Here is a 21788-nt window from a genome sequence, read left to right as displayed (position 1 = left end):
GCGAAGAATGTCTGAGTTGGGCCACTCCTGGCGGTCGCATAGGGCAGGGGACGATCAACCGGTAGCGGCCGGTAACCGTGCGGCGCGGCGCCGCTCCCGGGCCAAGCGGGGGATCGCCACGACCGCCGTCGCCGGCGCCATGGTCGCGACGCTCACCGCCCCGCAGGCGTTCGCCGCGGACAGCTACCAGGCCGTGACAGATCAGATCCTCGCCCAACAGCAGCAGATCATCGCCACCAACAGCAACTATCCGTTCATCAAACCGTCCGACGTGAGTTCGTTGCCGCAATACACCCAGGCCCTGGCGATGGGCGTGCTCTTCGGTGCGCTCAATGAACAGAACCGGATCAACGGCTACGACCGCAACGGTGAATTTCTCACCGCCCCCTGGAACGCGCCGTCTGCCGAGCCTCTGCCGTTCTCGAACGACCCGACGGCGGACAACAAGTACACGCTGCTGGCCGTGCGGGGCGAGTCGTACACGGTGACCATCACCCCTCGCCCTGGCACCAAGGTGGTGACCTTCGTTCCGATGTCGGGGAACATCATGGACGGGAAGTTCATCTCGACCGGTGTCAGCTATGACCTGACGCAATTCACACCGAATGCGGACGGCACGTACACCGTGGTGATCAGTCCGGACCAGCAACCGGGCAACTGGGTGAACAGCACCGGCGCCCAGACGATCCTCATGCGCGATACCACCACCGACTGGGGCATTCCGCACGACACGATCCTCATCAAGCAGCAGAGTTCATCGTCGCAGTTCAAGCTGCCGGTGCTGTCAGAAAGCCAGGTGGCGGCGGTGTTGGCCGGCGTCGCGGACAATGTCTCCGGGTTCAATTCCAGCGTCACGAATAAGGGAATTCAGGCGGTCTGGGCCGCAGTACCGGAAAACACCTTCACCGTGATCAAGCCGACGACTTCGGCGGTCGGCGGCCCGATTCTGCCGGGGCAATTGACCAGCATCGGACACTTCAACCTGCAGCCGGACCAGGCGCTCGTGGTCAAGGTGCCCACCGTTTCGGCCGGCTACGTGGCTGCCCAGCTGACCAATATCTGGCAGCTGGATCTGCCGTATGTGACCGCGCAGAGCAGCCTCAACGGCAGCAACATTTTTCAGGCAGACGACGGTTACACCTATTACGTCGTCAGCGCCACGAACCCCGGCGTCGCGAACTGGCTGGACAACGGAGGCGTCGTCAACGGCTCCGTCACGCTCCGGTTCCAGGACGTCAACGGCACGCTCGACAACAATGCGGTGACGGCCCAAGTAGTCCCGATCTCTGATGTCCGTCTGCACTTGCCGGCCGATACCCCGACCGTCACCCCGCAGCAGTACGCGGCCAGCCTCAAACGGCGGATGTTCGAGTTCAATTACGTGCACAACCAGAACAACGTGCCCACTGGCTGGGCGACGGCGAATTTGGAGCTCGATCAGATCAGGGCAGCGGTCGGCACCGACAAGTTCAACGAGATATTCGGTAGCCAGAGCAACGTCCCGTCCGTCCTGGACCGGATCACGCAATCTGCCCTCAACCCGGACTACGTCGACCTCGCCCGCGGCATCTTCGCCAACCCCGTCGGCAGCTTGTCCGCTCTCGTGCAGAACATTCCGTTGGCGGCCCAGGACATCGTGAATCCCATGGTCCTGTCCGCTCTGCGGTGCGACCTACTCATCAACCAGACCCTCACCCAAATCCGGGCCGGCCTCGCTTCCGGGAACATCACCGCCGTGGTCGCGGCGCTGGGCAGTGGCATCCAAGGTTTGGGCACAATCATCAACCAGACCTTGACCGACCCGAGCACCAGCGTCACTGCAGGCTTCCTGAACGCGCGTGACGACCTGTCGGTGGCGCTGAACCGCGCCGACAGCTACTCGCCGTTGACGATGGGCAACGTCAAGACGGTCGTCAAGGAGCTCGGAGACCTCGGCCGAACCACAGGGCACATGCTGGTCGGTGGGCTGCGCGGCGCGATCCCCGCGGCCAACCCCACGTCACAAACACCGACCGGGACGCCGGCGCCGACCGCAGCAACATTCGGCGCGGACGTGACTCCGACAGCGAAGACCACACATGAGGCGGACACAACACCGACGGCACAGCCCGCCAGCCCGGCAGCATCGACAGCTGCAGACCCGGCGGGCACTCCGGCGAGCAGCCCTGCGAAACCGTCTGACACCCCGGCGGCCGAGGGATCGGCCAAGCCGGCGGCCGCCAATGGTGAGAACCAGCAGACCGACGGCACGCCGCACGTCAAGCAGCCCAAGGACGGGAAGCGATCGAAACCTGCCAATGGAAAGCCGTCCAAGGTTGCCAAGGGTTCCAGCACTTCTGGCGCCACGCAGACGAGTGGCCCGGAGGACTCCAAACCCGCACAAAGCAAGCAGCACGCCGAAAGTAAGAATTCGGCTTCTGCTGGTGGCGGAGAAAAGACCGCAGGCGCAGGTTCGGGCACAACGAAGTAACCGTCTGCGGGCGAATGGGGGCCGGGTGACACCGGCCCCCATTTGTGCGGGGCAGATTTCAAAAACATGTGAACTCGGGTTACAGTTACTTTCATGGCTGAGAAACCGGTTGCCAACGCACTGACCCTCGAGCTCGAGCCCGTGGTGGACACCGAGCTGTCCCGGCACCTCGCGACTGAGGAAGCCTGGTACGCCCATGACTACGTCCCGTTCGAGCAGGGCGAGAACTTCGCCTTCCTCGGCGGCACCGACTGGGACGCCTCCAGCGTCACGCTGCCCAAGCCGGTCACCGATGCGCTGGAAATCCTGCTCATCACCAAGGACAACCTCGCCGGCTACCACCGTGAGCTGGTCGAACACTTCATCCTCGAAGACAAGTGGGGCCGCTGGCTGGGCCGCTGGACCGCCGAGGAGCACCTGCACGCCATCGCGCTGCGTAACTACCTGGTCGTCACCCGCCAGATCGACCCGACCGCCAACGAGGACGTGCGCGTCGAGCACGTCATGAAGGGCTACCGGGCCGACAAGTACAGCCAGATCGAGACGTTGGTCTTCATGGCGTTCTTCGAGCGCGCGCATGCCGTCTTCACCCGTAACCTGCAGGCTCAGATCGAGGAGCCGGTGCTGGCGGCCATGGCCGGCCGCATCGCCCGCGACGAAGAGCGGCACGAGGAGTTCTTCGCGAACCTGGTCTCGCACCTGCTGCAGACGCACCGCGACGAGACCATCGCCGCCATCGCGGCCCGGGCCGCGGGCATCGAGGTCATCGGTGCGGACATCGACGCGTACCAGGACAAGGTCCAGGTTGTTGCTGACGCCGGCATCTTCGACGGCGCGGCGCTGCGCACCGTCATCTCGGAGCGCATCAAGGCGTGGGGGCTGAGCGACGAACCGTCGCTCGCTCAGTTCATCTAGACGTCACAAAACAGTCACGGCGCGCCAGTGAGCGCGCGGCCGTCGCCGGGGGTAGCGTCGCCGGTGATGGCTAGCGAATTGCTCTGCTATCCGGGCGGTACCCGATTAGAGATTGGGACCGGCCCCGGTCCAGGTACCGCTGCGTCCACCGAAGTACTCGTGTGGGGCCGCACGGGCCGAGGAGCGCCACGTGTCTGATTCGCAGGTCCGTACCTACGTGCTCGATACCTCCGTGTTGCTGTCCGATCCCTGGGCATGCACGCGCTTCGCTGAGCACGAAGTGGTTGTCCCCCTGGTGGTCATCAGTGAGCTGGAGGGTAAACGCCACCACCACGAACTGGGCTGGTTCGCCCGGCAGGCCCTGCGCATGTTCGATGACTTGCGGTTGGAACACGGTCGACTGGATCAGCCGATTCCTGTTGGGACGCAAGGGGGAACGCTCCAGGTCGAGCTGAACCATGTCGACCAGTCGGTGCTGCCCTCGGGCTTCCGCACCGACACCAACGACCACCGTATCCTCGCCTGCGCCGCCAACCTCGCGGCCGAGGGCAAGCGAGTCACCTTGGTCAGCAAGGACATTCCGCTGCGCGTCAAGGCCGGCGCGGTGGGCCTGACTGCCGACGAGTATCACGCGCAGGATGTCGTGACGTCCGGCTGGACCGGCATGACCGAGATGGACGCCTCGCCGGAAGACATCGACACGCTGTTCGCCGACGGCGAGGTCGACCTGCTGGAAGCGCGGGATCTGCCGTGCCACACCGGAATCCGGCTGCTCGGCGGCACGTCGCACGCGCTCGGCCGGGTCAACGCCGAGAAGCGGGTGCAGCTGGTCCGCGGTGATCGCGAAGTGTTCGGCCTCCGGGGAAGGTCAGCCGAACAACGCGTCGCCCTCGATCTGCTGCTCGACGAATCCGTCGGCATCGTCTCCCTCGGCGGCAAGGCCGGTACCGGTAAGTCGGCGCTGGCGCTGTGCGCCGGCCTCGAGGCGGTGCTCGAGCGCCGCACCCAGCGCAAGGTCGTCGTGTTCCGGCCGCTGTATGCCGTTGGCGGACAAGACCTCGGCTACCTGCCGGGCAGCGAGAGCGAGAAGATGGGCCCGTGGGCGCAGGCCGTCTTCGACACCCTGGAAGGCCTGGCCAGCCCGGCCGTGCTGGAAGAGGTGCTGTCCCGCGGAATGCTGGAAGTGTTGCCGCTGACCCACATTCGCGGCCGCTCGCTGCACGACTCCTTCGTCATCGTCGACGAGGCCCAGTCACTGGAGCGCAACGTGCTCCTGACCGTGCTGTCCCGGCTGGGCTCGGGCTCTCGGGTGGTCCTCACGCACGACGTCGCCCAGCGCGACAACCTGCGCGTCGGCCGGCACGACGGTGTCGCCGCGGTGATCGAGAAGCTCAAGGGGCACCCCCTGTTCGCGCACATCACCCTGATGCGCAGCGAACGCTCGCCGATTGCCGCGCTCGTCACCGAGATGCTCGAGGAAATCAGCCCCGGCACCCTGCCGTGACGTGAACCGGGCCGCGATTTGTGCACGATTTTCCGCGCTGAACGCGGGTTTTCGTGCACAAATCGCGGCGTCGGTAAGGTGATTGGGTGCGACGCGAGAACAAGGCCTGGCCCTACTGGCGAACCGTCCTCGGCGTGTGTGCCGGTGTGACGATCGTCGTGGTCGGGTGCCAGACCGGAAATGTCGCCAAGGCCGACGAAGTCGACTGCAGCAAGTACAAGTGCGTCGCGCTCACGTTCGACGACGGTCCCAGCCCGTACACCGACCGGCTGCTGAAAATCCTGCAGGACAACGACGCCAAGGCGACGTTCTTCGAGATCGGCAACAAGGTCGCCGCCAACCCCGACGGCGCCAAGCGCGTCGTCGACGCCGGGATGGAGCTGGGCAGCCACACCTGGGAACACCCCAACATGACGACCATCCCGCCGGAGTTCATCGCGGGCCAGTTCAGCAAGGCCAGCGATGCCATCGAGAAAGCCACCGGCCAGCGGCCGAAACTCGTGCGCACCGCCGGCGGCCTGATCAACGACCAGGTGCTCGCCGAGGCCAAGAAGCAGGGCCTGGCCGACATCAACTGGGACGTCATCCCGTTCGACTGGGCCAACGACTCCAACACCGCCGCCACCCGCTACATGCTGATGACACAGATCAAGCCGAATTCGGTCGTGCTCTTCCACGACACCTATTCGTCGACGGTCGATCTGGTACAGCAGTTCATCCCGGTGCTCAAGGCCAACGGCTACCACATGGTGACCGTCAGCCACATGGTCGGCCACCGCGAACCGGGCACCAGCTACGGCAGCCGGGAGAACGGCCCGCCGGTCAACGATCTGACCGACATCCCGCCGGCCGAAATTCCGACGCTGCCCAACACCCCGTCGCCGCCGCCGATGCCGAACATCCCGATCACCGACATCCCGGGTGCCAATTCCGGCGGCTCGAACAACGGTCAGTAGTCACGCCGGGGCGGTTTCAGGTACGCGCTCGCATCGACAACCCGAAACGTTTTGAGTGGCCGCGACATATTCGTGGGTGCCTCGAGCATCAGATGTACGTGGCTTCAATCGTGGTGGGGCGTGGCTGCCCTGACTGAAGTCAGGTACCTTTTCCGGCCGCTGGACGTCCCTGGGTTCAATCACCACCGGTGGTTGGTCATCGCGATTGAACTCACGGACTTTTTCCGCCCGACTCGGGCGCCAACGCATCTGCTGAGCCACGATCTGACGAGCTGACTCGCGGCGGAGCTACGCAGTGGGGAAGCGGTCGACGATCGCGTCGACGCATCGCCAGGAGATCGGCGATGCGCCCCCGCAGTACGTCGAGATGCTTGTCGGCGCCCTGCTTGGCCGCCCGGCGCTCCGTCACCGCCAGTTGCAGGTGCAACTCGGCCAGTTCGTCCTCGAGCAGTTCGATGAACAGCCTGGCCTGCAGGACATCGGCGTTCCGTTGACCCGGTGCTGTCGTCACGAGTTTGAGGACCTCGGCCTGGGGTTTGGACAGCCGCTCGCCGGTGTGCGTGTGCGGCATGTGGAAGCGGCCGTGCGTCATGCACGGGACGGCATCCAGCCGGGCACCTCGGTGCGAATCGGTGAGCTCGGCCGTCATTGCAACACAATTGCAAACGCACGGGTCGAATCCCGTTTCCCGGCAGTATCTGTCCAGTAAGGAGCTGTTCACATTCGCTTCACCTGCGATGTGAGCTGGCGGCTGCCGAGCGGGCTGTTCTGTCCCATTGATCCTGCGCTCACGGTCATGTCCACTCGGGATTTTGCGCCGTAGCCGCGGAATCAATGTCGGCCTCGCGTTGATCGTGCGCTCAGGATCCGCGCTACTCGAACTTTGTCTGCATAACCGCAAAGTCAACGGGCACAGGGCATTTGCTTGTCGAGTGCCCAGCGGGCGGAGCCTCGCGACTGTGCCGCCAGCGCCTCCCGCCCGCGGATCTGACGATCTGTACGCACCCTGGACGTGAATTCCGGCGAAACACGAAGCCCCCAGAATCCAGGGATTCTGGGGGCTTCGCGGCTCAGCGCAGAAAACTACTCGCCGTCCTTGACCTTCGCCATGGCCAGCACGTCGAGACGCTTGTCCAGCTCGGCCAGGGAGAGGTTCTCGCCGATCAGGCCGCGGTCGATGACCGTCTGCCGGATGGTCTTCTTCTCCTTGAGGGCTTCCTTGGCGACCTTGGCGGCCTCTTCGTAGCCGATGGCCGAGTTCAGCGGCGTCACGATCGACGGCGACGACTCCGCCAGCGTGCGCAGGTGGTCCTCGTTGGCGACGAGGCCGTCGATGCACTTGGACGCGAACAGCCGCGACACGTTGGACAGCAGCGTGAAGGACTCCAGCACGTTGCGGGCCATCATCGGGATGTAGACGTTCAGCTCGAAGGCGCCCGACAGACCGCCGACGGTGACGGCCGCGTCGTTGCCGATGACCTGCGCGGCCACCTGGGTAACCGCTTCGGGCAGAACAGGATTCACCTTGCCCGGCATGATCGAGCTACCCGGCTGCAGGTCCGGCAGCTGGATTTCGCCGAGGCCGGTCAGCGGGCCCGAGCCCATCCAGCGCACGTCGTTGGCGATCTTGGTCAGCGACACCGCGATGGTCTTGAGCGCGCCGGACGCCTCGACGAGTCCGTCGCGGGCGGCCTGGGCTTCGAAAGAGTCTGCGGCGGTACGCAGTTCGGCGATGCCGGTCTGGTTCACCAGCACGTCGACGACCTTGGAGCCGAAGCCGTCAGGGGCGTTCAGGCCGGTGCCGACGGCGGTGCCGCCGATGGCCAGCTCACCCAGGCGGGGCAATGTCGCCTTGACGCGTTCGATGCCGGCCTCGATCTGGCGGGCGTAGCCGCCGAACTCCTGGCCCAGGGTGACGGGCACCGCGTCCATGAGGTGAGTACGGCCGGACTTGACGACGGTGCGCCACGCGCGGGCCTTGTTGGCCAGCGACTCGTGCAGCACCTCGAGGGCCGGAATCAGGTGGCGCACAGCGGCTTCCGTTGCCGCGATGTGTGTGGCGGTGGGGAAGGTGTCGTTGGAGCTCTGCGACATGTTGACGTGGTCGTTGGGGTGGACCTCGACGCCGTTGCGCGCCGCGATGGAGGCGATGACCTCGTTGGCGTTCATGTTCGAGCTGGTGCCCGAGCCGGTCTGGAACACGTCGATGGGGAACTGGTCATCGTGCAGACCGTCGGCGATCTCACCGGCGGCGGCGATGATGGCGTCGGCCTTGTCGGGGTCCAGCAGGCCCAGGTCCTTGTTGACCTGTGCGCAGGCGCCCTTCAGCAGACCCAGCGCGCGGATCTGGGTGCGCTCCAGGCCGCGGAACGAGATGGGGAAGTTCTCCACGGCGCGTTGTGTCTGCGCGCGCCACAGGGCGTTGACCGGAACCCGGACCTCGCCCATGGTGTCGTGCTCGATCCGGTACTCGACATCGTTGTCGGACATGTGCTCCCTTTGGTTGAGGTGAAACGAATTACGGCAGGGGGTGTGCGGCGGAAATATCCCCGGTGAAGTCCACCGCGGAGTATTCGTTGAGCTTGGACAGCCGGTGGTAGGCCTCGATCATCCGGACGGTGCCGGACTTCGAGCGCATCACGATCGACTGCGTGGTGCAACCGCCGGCGAAGTACCGCACACCGTTGAGCAGGTCACCATCGGTGACGCCCGTCGCGCAGAAGAAGACGTTGTCGCCGGCGACCAGGTCTTCGGTGGTCAGCACGCGCTCCAGGTCGTAGCCACGGTCCAGGGCCCGCTGGCGCTCGTCGTCGTCGGTCGGCGCGAGGACGGCCTGGATGGCGCCGCCCATGCAGCGGATGGCGGCCGCGGCGATGATGCCTTCGGGCGTGCCACCGATACCGGCCAGGATGTCGGTGCCGGACTCGGGGCGGCAGGCCGAGATGGCGCCGGCGACGTCGCCGTCGGAGATCAGGCGGATGCGGGCACCGGCCTCGCGGACCTCGCTGATCAGCTGGGCGTGCCGGGGGCGGTCCAGGATGCACACCGTGACATCGGCCACCGACTCGTTGAGGCGCTTGGCGACGCGGCGGATGTTCTCGCCGATGGGTGCGGTGATGTCGATGACGTCGGCGGCGTCCGGTCCGACGGCGATCTTGTTCATGTAGAACACGGCCGACGGGTCGAACATGGTGCCGCGCTCGGAGACTGCGAGCACCGAGATGGCATTGGGCATGCCCTTGCTCATCAGGGTGGTGCCGTCGACCGGGTCGACGGCGAAGTCGCAGTCCGGACCGTCGCCGTTGCCGACCTCTTCGCCGTTGTAGAGCATCGGGGCGTGGTCCTTCTCGCCCTCGCCGATGACCACGACGCCGCGCATCGAGACCGAATTGACCAGCTCACGCATGGCATCGACGGCTGCACCGTCGCCACCTTCCTTGTCGCCGCGGCCGACCCAGCGGCCGGCGGCCATGGCCCCGGCTTCGGTCACGCGGACCAGTTCGAGGGCGAGGTTGCGGTCTGGGGCTTCTCGGCGCGAAGGCGTCATGCGCCGATTGTCCCATTAGCCATTTGTTGGTGTGCGGTCGGGAGTTGGGATACTGAGCCCTGTGACGTCTCAATCGCCGGAACCCGACGACCAGTCTGTCGCCGCATCTGATGGGCGGCCCGCCGCCGTGCCCAACGCGGTCGCCGAGGGGCAGTCGGTGCCGGTGCCGCGCCCGGCGAAGGACCGGCTGCTGCAGGACGGCCGCGACATGTTCTGGTCCATCGCCCCGCTGGTGGTGGCCTGTGTTGCGCTGGCCGGGATGCTCGGCATGTGTTCGTTCGCGCCGCAGGGGCCGGGTAAGGGCCCGGCGCCGCAGTACGACGCCCCGGCCGCCCTCAAGGCCGACGCCGCCGCGTTGCACATCCCGATCCGGATCCCGGAGCTGCCGTCCGGCTGGCACGCCAATTCGGGGTCGCGCGGCGCCATCGAGGCGGGCCGCACCGATCCCGTCACCAAGCAACCCACGCGGGCGCTGATGTCGAGGGTCGGCTATCTGACCGCCTCCGGCATGTTCGTCGCGCTGACTCAGAGCAATGCCGACGAGGAGAAGCTGGTGTCCTCGATCCACAGCGGCATGTACCCGACCGGGGCGCAGGACCTGGGCGGGGTGCACTGGGTGGTGTACGAGGGGGCCGGCGAGGACCAGCAGGGCACAGAGCCGATCTGGACCGCCAAGCTCGACGGCCCGATGGGCCCGTCCCAGGTCGCGGTCAGTGGGTCGGCGAGTCCGGTCGACTATCGGACTCTGGCGGAGGCGACGCAGAAGGCGCAGCCACTGCCGTAGCGGGCTGCTTGTGGCGCATCGTGGAGATGAGCCGTGTGAGGCGCCCCGGTGGCCGGGGTTCATCGGGCTCGGGTTCGCTCAACGGAACGCCTTTGTACACAGCGAGGTACACGCTGATGGTGGTGACGACGACGATCATCAGCACCGGGCCGATCACCAGGCCCAGGAAACCGAACATCGCGATGCCGGAGAACACCGACAGCAGCATCAGCGCGGAGTCCAACCGCGCCGCCTTGGGGACCAGGATCGGCCGGAGCACGTTGTCGATGTTGGTGACCACCAGGATGTGGAACAGGATCACGAACAGGCCGCCGCCGATGTTGCCGAACAGTGCCATGCCGATGCCGAACGGGATGCTGACGATGCCTCCACCGAGCGGAATCACCGACAGGGCGCTCAGCAGGATCGCAAAGATGAAGAAGCCGTCGTGGAAGCCGGCGATGTAGATCGAGATCGCGCCGGACACACCCTGCGCCAGTGCGATGACGAACTGGCCGAGTACCGTGCCGCGCACCATGGCGCCCATCTTGGCCAGGTACAGGTCGGTGACGTCCTCGCCGAGTGGGTTGAGCCGCCGGATCAGTAGGACCACGTCATCGCCGTTGACCAGCAGCGAGATGAACACATAGATGAAGATGACGGCACCGGCGAGCGCGCCGAAAAGTCCGCCCGCGGCGGTCTGCAGCACGTTCAGGCCCCACTCGCCCGCGCGCTGCGCAAACGTGATGATCCACTTCTGGACCGACTCGGGCGTCAGGGTCACGTGGTGCAGGTAGGGGATTTGTGCCAGCAGGTCGTTGGCGGCTTGCAGCGCCCGGGTGCCCAGCGCGCCCATGTCGTTACGACTCACCCACTGCGACACGTTGCGGATCATGGCGGTGATCTGGACGACGCCGATGGCGACGGCCCCGCTGATCGGCACAACCACGACCAGCAGCGCGGCCAGCAGGGTCAGGGTGGCCGACAGGCCGGTGCTCAGCCGCTTCGACAGCCGACGGAACAACGGGGTGAAAAGGTAGGCCACCACCCCGGCAACGACGACCAGCATGAACTGCCCGCGCAGGAAGTACGCGCCGAATCCGACCGCCAGGACCGTCGCGACGGCGAGGGCCCGTTTCTGGGTGACCGTGAATTCGGTGTCCATGACGGTGATTCTGACGGATTTGCCGCCGGTTGCTACCCCGACGCGAGCTTGAGGAGGTGGCTCATGATGTCGGGGTAGCGCTTGAGATGCGCGCCGCCGTTGAGGTCGAGAACCTCGCCCGTCATCCAGGACGACTGCTCCGAGCACAGGAACAGCACGGCGTTGGCGATGTCCTCGGGGGTGCCGGCGCGGCCCAGCGCGGTGTTCTCGACGTACTCGTCGACGACGCCGGGGATCATCGCGGCGCCTTCGGTCAGGGGAGTGGTCACGAAACCGGGGGCGACGGCGTTGACGCGAATGCCCTTGGGGCCCAACTCCAATGCGGCCACCTCGGTCAGCATCGACAGGCCGGCCTTGGCGGCGCTGTAGGCGCTCATGCCGATGGCGGGCTGGCGGCCGTTGAGCGACGAGATGCACACCAGCGACCCACCCTCACGCAACTTCTGGCCGGCGTATTTGGTGACGATGAACGACCCCGTCAGGCAGCAGTCGACGACGGCGCGGAAGTCCTCGACCGGCATGTCGACGATGAGCCCGAAGGTCGAGAACCCGGCGCAGCTGACGACGGCGTCCAGCTCCCCGGTCTGCTCGAAGACGGCAGCGACGGACGCTTCGTCGGTGACCTCGACGGCGACGGCGGTGTGCGGTGCGCCGAGTTCGGCGGAGCGGGCCTCGGCGAGTTCGGCGTTCCGGTCGGCGATGGTGACGCGGTAGCCCTGCGCGGCCAGTCCTTGGGCGGTGGCCCAGCCGATACCGGATGCCCCACCGACGACGAGGGCGCTGCGCTGTGTGCTCACTGGTTTCTCCTGGCGTGATCGACGGTGGACCCGGCCCAGACGCCGCGGTGTGAACAGATTACATAATCTGTTCACATCTGTGACCGATGCGCGTACTCGCTTCGCGTTCCCGTCAGGAGCGTTCGTCGACGAACTCGACCAACTGAGTGAGGTCGACGCCGGTGGCTTCGGGGGTTGCCGACAGTCGTTCGGCCGGCGCGTCGCTGCGATTGACCCAAAAGGTGCGGTAGCCGAATGCTGCGGCGCCGGCCGCGTCCCAGCCGCCGTGCGCGCTGAATGCGATTTGTGTGCGCGGGATGCCGAATGCATCTTCGCCCAGCTGGTATGCGCGGGGGTCGGGTTTGAACGCTTTGACGCGGTCGGTGCTCAAGTGTGGGCGAAAGACATCGTCCAGCCCTGCGTTCGTGACCCAGGAGTCAAGCATCGTCACGGTGGCGTCGGATAGAAAAGCGAGGTGTAGCCCGCGGTCCTTGAACGTGCGGACCGCAGCCGGGGCATCTGGCCATGGTGTCAATCTGAGCCAAGCGCCCATCAATTGTTCGCGACCGGCGGGATTGAGCCGCAGTTTGCACTGCTGTACCGCGAATTCGAGCGCATCCTCGGTGACGGTCCAGAAGTCGGTGTACGTACCCGACAAGGTGCGCAACCAGGTGTATTCGAATTGCCGGACTCGCCATGCTTCGATCAATGTCGTTCCGGCGCCTGGAAATATGTCCTCGGCGGCATTGTCGATTGGCCTGCGATCAAACACGGTAAACGCGTCGAAGGCGACGGCCCGAATGGGGCCAGGTCGGCCCGGAGCGGCCGACGCTGACGGTGACCGGCCGGCGCTCAGGCCGGCCGCGGCCGTGAGGCCGATGAAGCCTCGGCGCGATAAATCTGCCTTCATATGCCGTCGGCGAGTGGTAGCCGAACCTCGAAGCGTGCGCCCGTTTCGAGGTTGTGAGCCGACAACGTGCCGCGGTGGGCCTGCACCAGACCCGCTGCGATGGCCAGTCCCAAACCGGACCCACTCGGCAGTGACGAATCGGCGCGCGGCACGCGGCCGTTGGACCCCCTATAGGCGACGTCGAACACCCTGGCCAGATCAGCCTCGTCGATACCCACTCCCGTGTCGTCGACGCGGGCCCAGGCGCCGTCGGCGTCGCGGCCCAGCGTCAGCTCGACGCGGCCCCCTTCCGGGGTATGGGCGATGGCGTTGGCCACCAGATTGGACAGCACCCGCACCAACGCCCGGTCACTGCCGATCACTCGGACGGGTTCGGCCGGCAGTTGAGCAGCCAGTTGCACCCCGGCTCGCTCCGCGGCGATCCGGTGGGTAGCCAAGACGTCGTCGACGACTTCATCGAGCGCGACGGTGTCGTGCGCCGGTTGGACCGCGCCGGCATTGATCTTCGACATCTCGAACAGGTCGTCGACCATCTCGGAAAGCCGAATCGATTCCTGCTCAATGTGTTTGGCGTGCGACCGCACCTCGGTACTGTCCACGAGGCCATCGGAGATCGCCTCGGACACCGCTCGGATACCGGCCAGTGGGGTACGCAGGTCGTGGCTGACGAACGCCACCAGGCGGCGCCGGGATTGTTCGGCGGCCCGCTCGGAAGCTCGGATTTCTTGCTCCCACACCGTTCTTCGCGCTTGGTAGCGGGCCAGCATCACCGCCGCGGGGATGGTCACCACCGCGACGATCACCAGCACCACCGCGATGTGCTCGAAGGTCTCGGTGATCATGAAGCCGCTGGCGCCGAGCACGCCGGTGAAGGTCGCGAGGGTTGGAATCAGAACCAGGGCAACCATGCTGACCGCCAGCGACCAGGAGCGAGCCAGGTGGATCAACACGCCGCCGGCTACCACGACGGGAACCGAACAGGCCAGTGCCCAACCGATGATCTCCCACAGGTCAGTTGCCGGCATGATCGTCGTCTCCCCACAGATAGCCGCGCCCCCATACCGTCTGAATCCGATGTGCCGCACCGAGTTTGGCGCGCAGCCGTTTGATGTGCACCGTCACCGTCGATTGGTCGCCAAAATCCCACTGCCACACCAGTTTCAGCAGCTGGTCGCGGGAGTACACAGTGCCGGGATGGGTGAGTAGGAACACCAACAAGTCGAATTCACGGTTGGTTAGACTCACTGCGACGCCGTCGATGCTCACCGAATGTGCGGAAGTCGACACCTGCAGCGCACCGTTCGTGATCTCCAAGGGCCCAGCCAGATCCCGAGCCGGCACCCGTCGTAGCACCGAACGCACCCGCAAGGCGAGCTCGCGGGGGCTGAATGGTTTGGTGAGGTAGTCATCAGCGCCGGCCTCCAAACCGGCGATCCGGTCGTCCTCCTCGCCGAGCGCGGTCAAGAGCATCACCGGCAGTCCGTAGCCGTCGCCGCGGCGCATGCTGCGGCACAATGTCAGCCCGTCGGGTCCGGGCATCATCACGTCGAGCACCGCCATGTCGACACGCTCCGTGTTCAACAGCGCCAGCGCCTCATTGCCGTCACGCGCGATCGAGACATTGTGCCCGTCTCGCTCCAGATACCGACGCACCACATCACGCACGACGGGGTCGTCATCTGCGATCAATACCCTCGTCACACTCGACAGCCTAGCCCGCCAGTAACTCTGGTCATGGCTTCTACCAGCACCTATGTCACAGTTTCGTCATCATTTGACCCTTGGCTGCGGCGCACGGCCCGCTTTACCGTCGGATGATGTCCAGCTCTGCGATCACGGTGATCCTGCCGTGTCTGAACGAGGCCGAGTCGCTGCCCGCGATTCTGGCCGTCCTCCCAAACGGATACCGGGCTCTGGTGGTCGACAACAACAGCACCGACGGGACGGCGACCGTGGCGCGGGCCCACGGCGCCGACGTGATCACCGAACTGGAGCCCGGATACGGTGCGGCGGTCCATGCCGGCGTGCTGGCAGCGCAGACGTCGACGGTTGCGGTGCTCGACGCCGACGGGTCGCTGGACCCGCGGGCGTTGCCGTATCTGGTTGCGATGCTCGACCGCGGTGCCGACCTGGTCATCGGGCGGCGCCGCGCGGTTCCCGGGCTACGTTGGCACTGGCATGCCCGCCTGGGCACCGCCGTGGTGTGTTGGCGATTGCGGACCCGATACAGGTTGCCGGTGCACGACATTGCGCCCATGCGGGTGGCCCGGCGCGAGGCGCTGCTGGGTCTCGGTATCGCGGATCGTCGATTCGGCTATCCGCTGGAACTGTTGGTGCGCGCGGGGCAGGCGGGCTGGCAGGTAGTTGAAACCGATGTCAGCTATGGCCCGCGCACCGGCGGCGAGTCGAAAGTGAGCGGTTCGTTGCGTGGCAGTTTTCTTGCCGCACTGGACTTCTGGCGGGTGATCTCATGACCGTTCCCGTGACTGTGCTGGTGGTGGCGAAGGCTCCGGTACCTGGTCTGGCCAAAACCCGGTTGGCCCACACATTGGGTGCGGAGGGAGCGGCGGATCTCGCCGCCGCCGCGCTGTTGGACACTCTGGACGCGGTGGCCGCGACGCCGACCGTCGCGCGCATGGTGGCGTTGACCGGCGATCTTGCGTCCGCGCGGGGGGCCGCCGCGATCCGGGAACGGCTGGCAGAATTCACCGTTGTTCCCCAGCGTGGCAATGATTTTGGTGAGCGCTTGGCCAATGCGCACCACGATGCGGCGTGCCTCGGATACCCGGTGCTGCAGATCGGCATGGACACCCCGCAGGTGACTGCCAAGTTGCTGACGGCGTGCGCACTTCGGTTGCTTCGCGCCGACTCGGTGCTGGGGCCGGCCAGCGATGGTGGTTGGTGGCTGCTCGGGCTGCACAACGGCGTCGGCGCCGACAGCCTGCGTACGGTTCCGATGTCGCAAGCCGATACCGGGGCCCGGACACAGCGCGCTTTGGCGCACGCCGGCCTGACCGTGGATTTGGTGACCGAACTGTCGGATGTCGACGTCATCGACGACATCGCCGTAGTGCGGGCGCGCTGTCCGCAGGGCAGTCGGTTCCGGAGCCTTACTGCGGCGATCGGGGTGTGACGTGTTCGGAAACCTGTATGAGCGCGCACTGGTCGGGGAGCGGTGCTGGGTCCGCCAGGACGACGGCAGTCGGCAACGTCTGCCCGTGCACAACTGGCTGGGCGGTCGCCGGGCGGATCGGAGGTTTGATCGGGCAGTTCTGGCATTGTGCGACGGGCCGACCATCGACCTCGGGTGCGGACCAGGTCGGCTGGTGGCCGATCTGATTCGGCGCGGCGTGCCGGCGCTCGGCGTCGACCAGTCCGCCACCGCCGTCGAACTTGCACGGCGCAGCGGCGCTCCGGCGTTGCGCCGCGATGTCTTCGACCCGCTCCCAGGCATGGGCCGCTGGCAGACAGTGCTGCTGGCGGACGGTAACGTCGGGCTGGGCGGTGACCCGACGCGCGTGCTTCGCCGGGCTGCCGATCTGCTTCGGCGCGGAGGCCTGTGTATCGCCGAATTCGACTCGGCCCCAAGCGGAGTGATAACTCGATGGGTGCGGCTGGAATCGGCGCGGACGGTTGGTCCGTGGTTTCGGTGGGCGACGGTCGGAGTCGACAGCGCGCCCAGGATCGCCGGCGACGCCGGCCTGAAGGTCGTCGATATGCACCCGGTCGGGGACCGGATGCTCGCGAGTCTGGCGTTGCGATGAGCGGCACGGAACTACGCAGCACCGCCGTCACCGCGCGGGTCGGCATGATGCTCGGCATCGCGGTCACGCTGTGTTTCGTCACCGGGTTGATCAGCCACTTCATCCAGCATCCGCAACCGTGGTTCTACTGGCCCGCGCATCCGGTCTGGCTGTACCGGCTGACGCAGGGCACGCACGTCGCCTCTGGTATCGCGGCGATTCCGCTGACCGTCGTCAAGCTGTGGTCGGTGTGGCCCAAGCTGTTCGAACGTCCCATCATTGGCGGCGTCGCCAAACAGCTCGAGCGCGCCTCCATCCTGGTCCTGGTGGGGGCGATGCTGTTCGAGCTCTCCACCGGTCTGCTGAACATCGCGCAGTGGTACGTCTTCAAGTTCTTTTTCACCACGTCGCATTACGCGGTGGCCTACCTCGCGGCGGGTGCGGTCCTGGTGCACATTGCGGTGAAGCTGCCGGTGATCCGGCGGGCTCTTGGCGAACCGCTCGGCGATGTCGCGACCGGCGGTGCGGTTGGGCCGACGCGGCGCAGCGTGTTGTTGGGTACCGGGGCGGCGGTCGCGGTCGCGACGGTGGCGACGGTCGGGCAGAGTGTCGGATGGCTACGTGGGGTGTCGTTGCTGTCGCCACGCTCCGGTAAAGGGCCGCAAGGTATTCCGGTGAATCGGACAGCGGTCGCGGCCGGCGTGCTGCAAGCTGCTGGGTCGCCGAATTATCGGCTCACCGTCGTCAACGGCGCCCGTAGTCGAGCGTTCTCGGTGGCTGAACTCAATGCCATGCCGCAGAGGACATTCCACCTGCCGATCGCCTGTGTCGAAGGCTGGAGTGCCGACGCCGAGTGGACCGGCGTGGTGCTCGCGGACCTGATCGCCATGGTGGGCGGGTCGCCGCAGGCCGACGTGCGGATGGATTCGCTGGAGCCGCCCGGCCCGTATTCGCGCACCGTGCTGCCCGCGCGTCATGCCCGGGATGGTCAGACGTTGGTCGCGCTCAAACTGAATGGGGAGACGCTGCATCCGGACCACGGATACCCATGTCGGCTCATCGCTCCGTCGAGACCTGGTGTGTTGCAGACCAAATGGCTGTCCCGGATCGAGGTGATGCAATGAGGGCCACTCGGGTGCTTCTGATGATCTCAGGGCTGGCGCTGGCCGGGTACGGCGTGACCCTGGTGTTCGAGAATCCGCCGGTGATCATGATGCGCATGGCGGTGTGGGCGTTGGTCGCGGTCGCCGTGCACGACGTGGTGTTCGCTCCGCTGTGCGTGGCGCTGGGCTTCGCGGCGCGCCGGATACTTCCGGTCAGGTGGCAGGCGCCGGTCGCGGTGGCCGCGTTGTGTTCAGCGGTGCTTGGCCTGCTTGCGATCCCGGTCTTCGACAAGCCAGGCATGCACCTGGACAACATGACTGTGCTGGATCGTGATTACCATGCCGGACTGTGGATTTCACTGGCCCTGGTGTGGGCGTGCGTGCCCGGCTATCTGGTGGCCAGGCGGCTGCTACCAGTTCGTCAGAATCAGGTGGTTGAGGGCCAGTGCGCCGATGACGTTGGCGGCCAGCCACCAGCGCCGTGACGGCGCCGGCAGTAGCGCGCCGGCGGCGGTCAGCCAGACGGTGAACGGCAGCCAGATCCGTTCGGTTTCAGCCTTGCTCAGCATGCTCAGGTCGGCACACGTGATGGCCAACAGTGCGGCGAGCGTCAATAGGTGGATGCCGCTTCGGCGGTGAAGCGCGACGCGGTCGAATGCCAGGCTCAGCCCGGCGACGCTGCCCAGGCCGATGGCGCACACCACAGAAGCCAGGTTCGCCCACGACCAGTACTGAAATGGGCGGTTCATGGCGATGCCCTGCCAATACCGTTGCTGCACCAGGGTATAACCGTCGAACCACCAGAAGCCCGTCGCGGCGAACGCGCCGACCACGGCCAGCGCCGCCACCGTCGCGGGCGCGAGGACTCGGACCGCTGTGCGGCGGTCCGGCGCCGTGATCAGCACCGCGACAGCCGGTATCGCCATCAGACCGAGACCGTAGTTCAGGAAGATGCCCCAGCCCAGCAGCAGGCCCGCGCCGGCGCCGGTAAGGATCGGGTGTCGGTCACGCGTCGCGAGCGCCAGCAGAGCGATTCCCCAGGCGGCGATACCGGCGTAGTAACCGTCGGCGGACACGGCAATCCAGATGGCAGTCGGGGCGACTGCGACGAAGGGTGCGGCGGCTCGGGCCGTCGCCTCACCGGACAGAACGCGCAGCGTCACGACGATGGCTGCCGCGGCACTGGATCCGACCAGTAGGCACCAGAGGCCGGCCCAGGCGCCGCCGCCCAGCCCGATGCGATCCAGCCATACAAATGTCAGCAATGCGCCGGGCGGGTGGCCCGAAACGTGGGTGATCCACGAATGTGGTTGGTAATCGAGGATTCTGGACGAGAAGGTGCGCAAAGCCTCAGGGATGTCGGTGATGCTCGGCACTTGTCGGAGGTATTCGTGCTGCGCCGTCAGGCGCCCTGCGAAACCCCGCTGCCAGCCGTCGACCATGGCCAACGAGAATGCCCAGGAGCAGGAGACAGCCCATGCGGTCAGTGGTACTGCGCGCCACGGTAATCGCGCGGCGACTGGCTGTCCCCACAGCACCGCGGCCATTGCGATCAGCGCTGCAGGTGCCGTACCCCAGCCGATGTGCGCGTTCCACCAGCCGAAGATGGGTGCAGTCTGTGCGAAACTTCGGATCTGGGCTGGGGTGCTGTTGATCAGCGGGGTGACGATCCCCAGATGCAGCGGCGGCACCGCGAACGCGACGACCACGAGCGTCAGCCCCACGACGGCGGCCGTTGCTGTCCTTCGGCGAATGTTCACGGCTGCCAGCCTAAGAGTGGGCTGCCGGTGAAACGGTGACGATTCGATGACCCTTGCGGGGTGTAGCACGGGAGATCTGCTTCTGCGCGGTTGCATGTTGCGGTCGTGGCATCGATCGATGACACGGTTGCCGACCAGTACTGTACTCTCCCGTACGATAAATGTACTAGAAAGTACACTACTGGCTTATTGCCCGGAGTGGGCTTTCATCGCATCGTGGAAGGACGAGCCGTTGTCTGTTCAACCCGCGGCCATATCGAGCCGTATCAGCAGGTTGGGGCAGGCAGTGGCCCGGTATGGATTGGTCGTCGTGCTGGCGTGGATCGGTGTGGGCAAGTTCGTCAAGATGGAAGCCCATGTGCTGATTGAGCACAACCCGCTGATGTCCTGGATCTACCTGGTGCTCAGTCACAGCGCTGTGGCCACGGCCCTAGGTACTGCCGAGATCCTCGCCGCGGTCCTGATCGCACTGCATCGGGTGTGGCCACTGCTGTCTGCCGTGGGTAGTGCCATGGCGGTGGTGCTGTTCGTCGGAACGCTGAGCTTCCTGTTCACCACGCCGGGTCTGGTGGTTGGACATGCGGGCCCGATCCCGATTTTGGGTGCTCTGCCCGGCCAGTTTCTGTTGAAGGATCTGGTGCTCATCGGAGTGGCCATCTGGACCTTGGGTGATGCGCTCGACGGTCGTCGTATGCCGCCCGCTGCGAAGCAGAACTCGGGTGGCTGACCATGGACAGCAACACATCATTGTTCTGCAGTACGTCTCTGGCCGGCCGCATCGAACACGCTGAGGCGCAGCTCATTGCACTCGCGAGTGCACCCGCCCGGCAGCGCAACAGGTCGGGATTCGCCACTCCGCTGGGTGGCGGAGTGGCATGTTTCGCTGAACCTGGATCACCGATGAACAAAGTGGTCGGGCTGGGTTTCGATGGCGCGCTTGACCCGGTAGCTCTCGGCGCTATCGAGCTGGAATATGCGATACGCGAAACGCCCACGCAGATAGAACTTTCCAGTCTCGCCGACCGCGAGGTCGCGGTACTGCTGTCGCGCCGCGGTTATCGGCTCGTCGCGCACGAGTGCGTCCTCGGTCGGCGCCTTGACTGTGCGCTACCGGTGGCGACCTCACCGGGAATCGACGTACGGGTATGCGGCCCAGAAGAATTCGACGCCTGGTTGGACGTAGTGGTGGCAGGTACGGCCCATCCTGACGATGAGGGTGTGGGTTTCCACGAGCAATTCTCCGACGAAGCCATCGAGCGGGACGAACGCGACTTCTACGATGCCGGCGCCACGATGTACGTCGGTCGATGTGATGGCGTGATTGCCGGTGGTGCGAGCCTGATGATCACAGGGGGCATTGCTCAATTCACCGGTGCCGCAACCGCTCCGGCGTATCGTCGTCGCGGGATACAGAACGCACTGCTGGCACGGCGCCTGACAGACGCAGCGGAAGCCGGCTGCGATATTGCGGTGATCACCACGGCGCCCGGCTCCAAGTCGCAAGAGAACGCCCAACGTCGCGGCTTCCAACTGTTGTACACCCGCGCCATGTTGATAAAGCCGGTTGACGGCCCGATCCAGGCGTCAGGCTCGGGTGAGAACGGGAGCGGTACTTGGAAGTTGGTGTCTGCGCAGGGAATGTGCGTCAGCAGTGAAACTGCGGGCACGGATTTTGCGGAGCCGGTGAGGATCGTGCCGTTCGACGGAGACCGGCGGGCTCTCATCGATCTGTTCCGGCTGGCCGAGGATTCCGAGCGCAAACTTGACGGCTACATCGGTGCAGGGCGCGTTTGGGTCGCCATGCGCGGATCGGCCGAAGTCGTCGGACACATCCAAGTCACCGTGAGTGATCACGGCGAAACATGGGAGGTGGCCAACATGGCCGTCGCTGTGCCGCACCGCGGTGCCGGCGTCGGGCGCCGCCTGCTCGAGCAGGTGATCGATGACGCTCGCGCCGGCGGTGCCCGACGAGTCCAATTGGCCACTGCGACAGCAGATATTGGCAATCTGCGTTTCTACCAGCGCTGCGGATTCCGGCTCGGTCGCGTAGTGCATGACGCCTTCGGCCCGCACTCGGGCTACCCGGCCGGCACGGCATCAGACGGGATTGCCGTGCGCGACCAGGTGTGGTTCGAGCGCGTGTTGTAGCGGCGCAGCATGCCGGCCGGCATGCTGC

21 protein-coding genes are annotated in these 21788 nt (G+C 65.9%); 12 read left to right on the top strand and 9 right to left on the bottom strand.

Annotation, left to right across the window (positions count from 1 at the left end):
- Nucleotides 1-7 precede the first annotated feature (7 nt).
- The 4 genes from ACJH7A_RS23840 to ACJH7A_RS23825 all read left to right on the top strand — a co-directional run bounded on the left by ACJH7A_RS23840 (nt 8) and on the right by ACJH7A_RS23825 (nt 5845).
- Complete coding sequence (locus tag ACJH7A_RS23840) at nt 8-2470, top strand: hypothetical protein (RefSeq protein ID WP_406802814.1); 2463 nt, start codon at nt 8-10, stop codon at nt 2468-2470.
- Nucleotides 2471-2563: 93 nt separating this feature from the next.
- On the top strand, nt 2564-3385 hold the full coding sequence (locus ACJH7A_RS23835) for an acyl-ACP desaturase (RefSeq protein WP_406802813.1): 822 nt from the start codon (nt 2564-2566) through the stop codon (nt 3383-3385).
- 190 nt (nt 3386-3575) lie between these two features.
- Nucleotides 3576-4889 (top strand): PhoH family protein, encoded by a 1314-nt coding sequence (locus tag ACJH7A_RS23830; RefSeq protein WP_029104718.1) that lies wholly within the window; start codon nt 3576-3578, stop codon nt 4887-4889.
- Nucleotides 4890-4975: 86 nt separating this feature from the next.
- The gene (locus ACJH7A_RS23825; protein ID WP_406802812.1) at nt 4976-5845 is read left to right on the top strand and encodes a polysaccharide deacetylase family protein; all 870 of its coding nucleotides are present in this window, start codon (nt 4976-4978) and stop codon (nt 5843-5845) included.
- Nucleotides 5846-6056: 211 nt separating this feature from the next.
- Here the strand turns inward: ACJH7A_RS23825 and ACJH7A_RS23820 are convergent, their stop codons facing one another.
- The 3 genes from ACJH7A_RS23820 to glpX form a co-directional block, all read right to left on the bottom strand.
- Nucleotides 6057-6494 carry a hypothetical protein gene (locus ACJH7A_RS23820; protein WP_406802811.1) on the bottom strand — a complete coding sequence of 146 codons (438 nt, stop codon included), beginning with the start codon at nt 6492-6494 and terminating at the stop codon, nt 6057-6059.
- A gap of 434 nt (nt 6495-6928) precedes the next feature.
- Nucleotides 6929-8335, bottom strand: a complete 1407-nt coding sequence (locus tag ACJH7A_RS23815; protein WP_061001747.1) for a class II fumarate hydratase — start codon at nt 8333-8335, stop codon at nt 6929-6931.
- Between the two features lie 28 nt (nt 8336-8363).
- On the bottom strand, nt 8364-9392 hold the full coding sequence (gene glpX, locus ACJH7A_RS23810) for a class II fructose-bisphosphatase (RefSeq protein ID WP_135355678.1): 1029 nt from the start codon (nt 9390-9392) through the stop codon (nt 8364-8366).
- 127 nt (nt 9393-9519) lie between these two features.
- Here glpX and ACJH7A_RS23805 point away from each other — a divergent pair, with 127 nt between their 5' ends.
- On the top strand, nt 9520-10176 hold the full coding sequence (locus ACJH7A_RS23805; RefSeq protein ID WP_406802822.1) for a DUF4245 domain-containing protein: 657 nt from the start codon (nt 9520-9522) through the stop codon (nt 10174-10176).
- Here ACJH7A_RS23805 and ACJH7A_RS23800 read toward each other — a convergent pair.
- The 5 genes from ACJH7A_RS23800 to ACJH7A_RS23780 form a co-directional block, all read right to left on the bottom strand.
- Entirely contained in the window at nt 10103-11320 is a 1218-nt protein-coding gene (locus ACJH7A_RS23800; protein WP_406802810.1) for an AI-2E family transporter, read from the bottom strand. The genes ACJH7A_RS23805 and ACJH7A_RS23800 overlap by 74 nt on opposite strands.
- Before the next feature lie 32 nt (nt 11321-11352).
- Nucleotides 11353-12117, bottom strand: a complete 765-nt coding sequence (locus ACJH7A_RS23795) for an SDR family NAD(P)-dependent oxidoreductase (protein WP_212812748.1) — start codon at nt 12115-12117, stop codon at nt 11353-11355.
- Between the two features lie 112 nt (nt 12118-12229).
- Nucleotides 12230-13006 carry a haloacid dehalogenase type II gene (locus ACJH7A_RS23790; RefSeq protein WP_073696238.1) on the bottom strand — a complete coding sequence of 259 codons (777 nt, stop codon included), beginning with the start codon at nt 13004-13006 and terminating at the stop codon, nt 12230-12232.
- Entirely contained in the window at nt 13003-14031 is a 1029-nt protein-coding gene (locus ACJH7A_RS23785; RefSeq protein WP_406802809.1) for a sensor histidine kinase, read from the bottom strand. Before ACJH7A_RS23785 ends, ACJH7A_RS23790 begins: the two co-directional genes overlap by 4 nt.
- The gene (locus ACJH7A_RS23780; protein ID WP_073696236.1) at nt 14018-14707 is read right to left on the bottom strand and encodes a response regulator transcription factor; all 690 of its coding nucleotides are present in this window, start codon (nt 14705-14707) and stop codon (nt 14018-14020) included. Before ACJH7A_RS23780 ends, ACJH7A_RS23785 begins: the two co-directional genes overlap by 14 nt.
- A gap of 116 nt (nt 14708-14823) precedes the next feature.
- Between ACJH7A_RS23780 and ACJH7A_RS23775 the strand changes: the two genes are divergently transcribed.
- From ACJH7A_RS23775 to ACJH7A_RS23755, 5 genes are read left to right on the top strand one after another with little or no spacing between them, the layout of a single operon-like run.
- Nucleotides 14824-15480 carry a glycosyltransferase family 2 protein gene (locus tag ACJH7A_RS23775; RefSeq protein ID WP_083612319.1) on the top strand — a complete coding sequence of 219 codons (657 nt, stop codon included), beginning with the start codon at nt 14824-14826 and terminating at the stop codon, nt 15478-15480.
- The gene (locus ACJH7A_RS23770) at nt 15477-16139 is read left to right on the top strand and encodes a DUF2064 domain-containing protein (RefSeq protein ID WP_073696234.1); all 663 of its coding nucleotides are present in this window, start codon (nt 15477-15479) and stop codon (nt 16137-16139) included. Before ACJH7A_RS23775 ends, ACJH7A_RS23770 begins: the two co-directional genes overlap by 4 nt.
- A 1-nt stretch (nt 16140) precedes the next feature.
- Nucleotides 16141-16770 (top strand): methyltransferase domain-containing protein, encoded by a 630-nt coding sequence (locus tag ACJH7A_RS23765; RefSeq protein ID WP_133425525.1) that lies wholly within the window; start codon nt 16141-16143, stop codon nt 16768-16770.
- The gene (locus ACJH7A_RS23760; protein ID WP_133425526.1) at nt 16767-17873 is read left to right on the top strand and encodes a molybdopterin-dependent oxidoreductase; all 1107 of its coding nucleotides are present in this window, start codon (nt 16767-16769) and stop codon (nt 17871-17873) included. The genes ACJH7A_RS23765 and ACJH7A_RS23760 overlap by 4 nt, the downstream gene beginning before the upstream one ends.
- Nucleotides 17870-18337: a hypothetical protein gene (locus ACJH7A_RS23755; protein ID WP_133425527.1), complete on the top strand. Its 468-nt coding sequence runs from the start codon at nt 17870-17872 to the stop codon at nt 18335-18337. Before ACJH7A_RS23760 ends, ACJH7A_RS23755 begins: the two co-directional genes overlap by 4 nt.
- On the opposite strand, the gene ACJH7A_RS23750 is transcribed toward ACJH7A_RS23755, so the two are convergent.
- Nucleotides 18263-19612, bottom strand: a complete 1350-nt coding sequence (locus ACJH7A_RS23750) for a hypothetical protein (RefSeq protein WP_133425528.1) — start codon at nt 19610-19612, stop codon at nt 18263-18265. The two genes, ACJH7A_RS23755 and ACJH7A_RS23750, sit on opposite strands and share 75 nt — an antisense overlap.
- A gap of 232 nt (nt 19613-19844) precedes the next feature.
- Between ACJH7A_RS23750 and ACJH7A_RS23745 the strand changes: the two genes are divergently transcribed.
- Together ACJH7A_RS23745 and ACJH7A_RS23740 are read left to right on the top strand one after the other, a co-directional pair.
- Entirely contained in the window at nt 19845-20339 is a 495-nt protein-coding gene (locus ACJH7A_RS23745; RefSeq protein WP_286150207.1) for a DUF417 family protein, read from the top strand.
- Between the two features lie 173 nt (nt 20340-20512).
- Nucleotides 20513-21760, top strand: a complete 1248-nt coding sequence (locus ACJH7A_RS23740) for a GNAT family N-acetyltransferase (RefSeq protein ID WP_336470597.1) — start codon at nt 20513-20515, stop codon at nt 21758-21760.
- The last annotated feature ends 28 nt before the right edge of the window (nt 21761-21788 follow it).

The organism is Mycobacterium sp. SMC-17, from assembly GCF_045310915.1.
Classification (GTDB): Bacteria; Actinomycetota; Actinomycetes; order Mycobacteriales; family Mycobacteriaceae; genus Mycobacterium.
The sequence above is the reverse complement of the archived record's forward strand: the minus strand, read 5'-3'. Positions and strand labels throughout refer to the sequence as shown.

What these genes read in the sequence shown, in the direction of transcription:
- ACJH7A_RS23840 (WP_406802814.1), top strand. Translation starts at nt 8, where the DNA reads ATGTCTGAGTTGGGCCACTCCTGGCGGTCGCATAGGGCAGGGGACGAT.
- ACJH7A_RS23835 (WP_406802813.1), top strand. Translation starts at nt 2,564, where the DNA reads ATGGCTGAGAAACCGGTTGCCAACGCACTGACCCTCGAGCTCGAGCCC.
- ACJH7A_RS23820 (WP_406802811.1), bottom strand. Translation starts at nt 6,494, where the DNA reads ATGACGGCCGAGCTCACCGATTCGCACCGAGGTGCCCGGCTGGATGCC.
- ACJH7A_RS23815 (WP_061001747.1), bottom strand. Translation starts at nt 8,335, where the DNA reads ATGTCCGACAACGATGTCGAGTACCGGATCGAGCACGACACCATGGGC.
- glpX (WP_135355678.1), bottom strand. Translation starts at nt 9,392, where the DNA reads ATGACGCCTTCGCGCCGAGAAGCCCCAGACCGCAACCTCGCCCTCGAA.
- ACJH7A_RS23800 (WP_406802810.1), bottom strand. Translation starts at nt 11,320, where the DNA reads ATGGACACCGAATTCACGGTCACCCAGAAACGGGCCCTCGCCGTCGCG.
- ACJH7A_RS23790 (WP_073696238.1), bottom strand. Translation starts at nt 13,006, where the DNA reads ATGAAGGCAGATTTATCGCGCCGAGGCTTCATCGGCCTCACGGCCGCG.
- ACJH7A_RS23785 (WP_406802809.1), bottom strand. Translation starts at nt 14,031, where the DNA reads ATGCCGGCAACTGACCTGTGGGAGATCATCGGTTGGGCACTGGCCTGT.
- ACJH7A_RS23775 (WP_083612319.1), top strand. Translation starts at nt 14,824, where the DNA reads ATGTCCAGCTCTGCGATCACGGTGATCCTGCCGTGTCTGAACGAGGCC.
- ACJH7A_RS23770 (WP_073696234.1), top strand. Translation starts at nt 15,477, where the DNA reads ATGACCGTTCCCGTGACTGTGCTGGTGGTGGCGAAGGCTCCGGTACCT.
- ACJH7A_RS23760 (WP_133425526.1), top strand. Translation starts at nt 16,767, where the DNA reads ATGAGCGGCACGGAACTACGCAGCACCGCCGTCACCGCGCGGGTCGGC.
- ACJH7A_RS23755 (WP_133425527.1), top strand. Translation starts at nt 17,870, where the DNA reads ATGAGGGCCACTCGGGTGCTTCTGATGATCTCAGGGCTGGCGCTGGCC.
- ACJH7A_RS23740 (WP_336470597.1), top strand. Translation starts at nt 20,513, where the DNA reads ATGAACAAAGTGGTCGGGCTGGGTTTCGATGGCGCGCTTGACCCGGTA.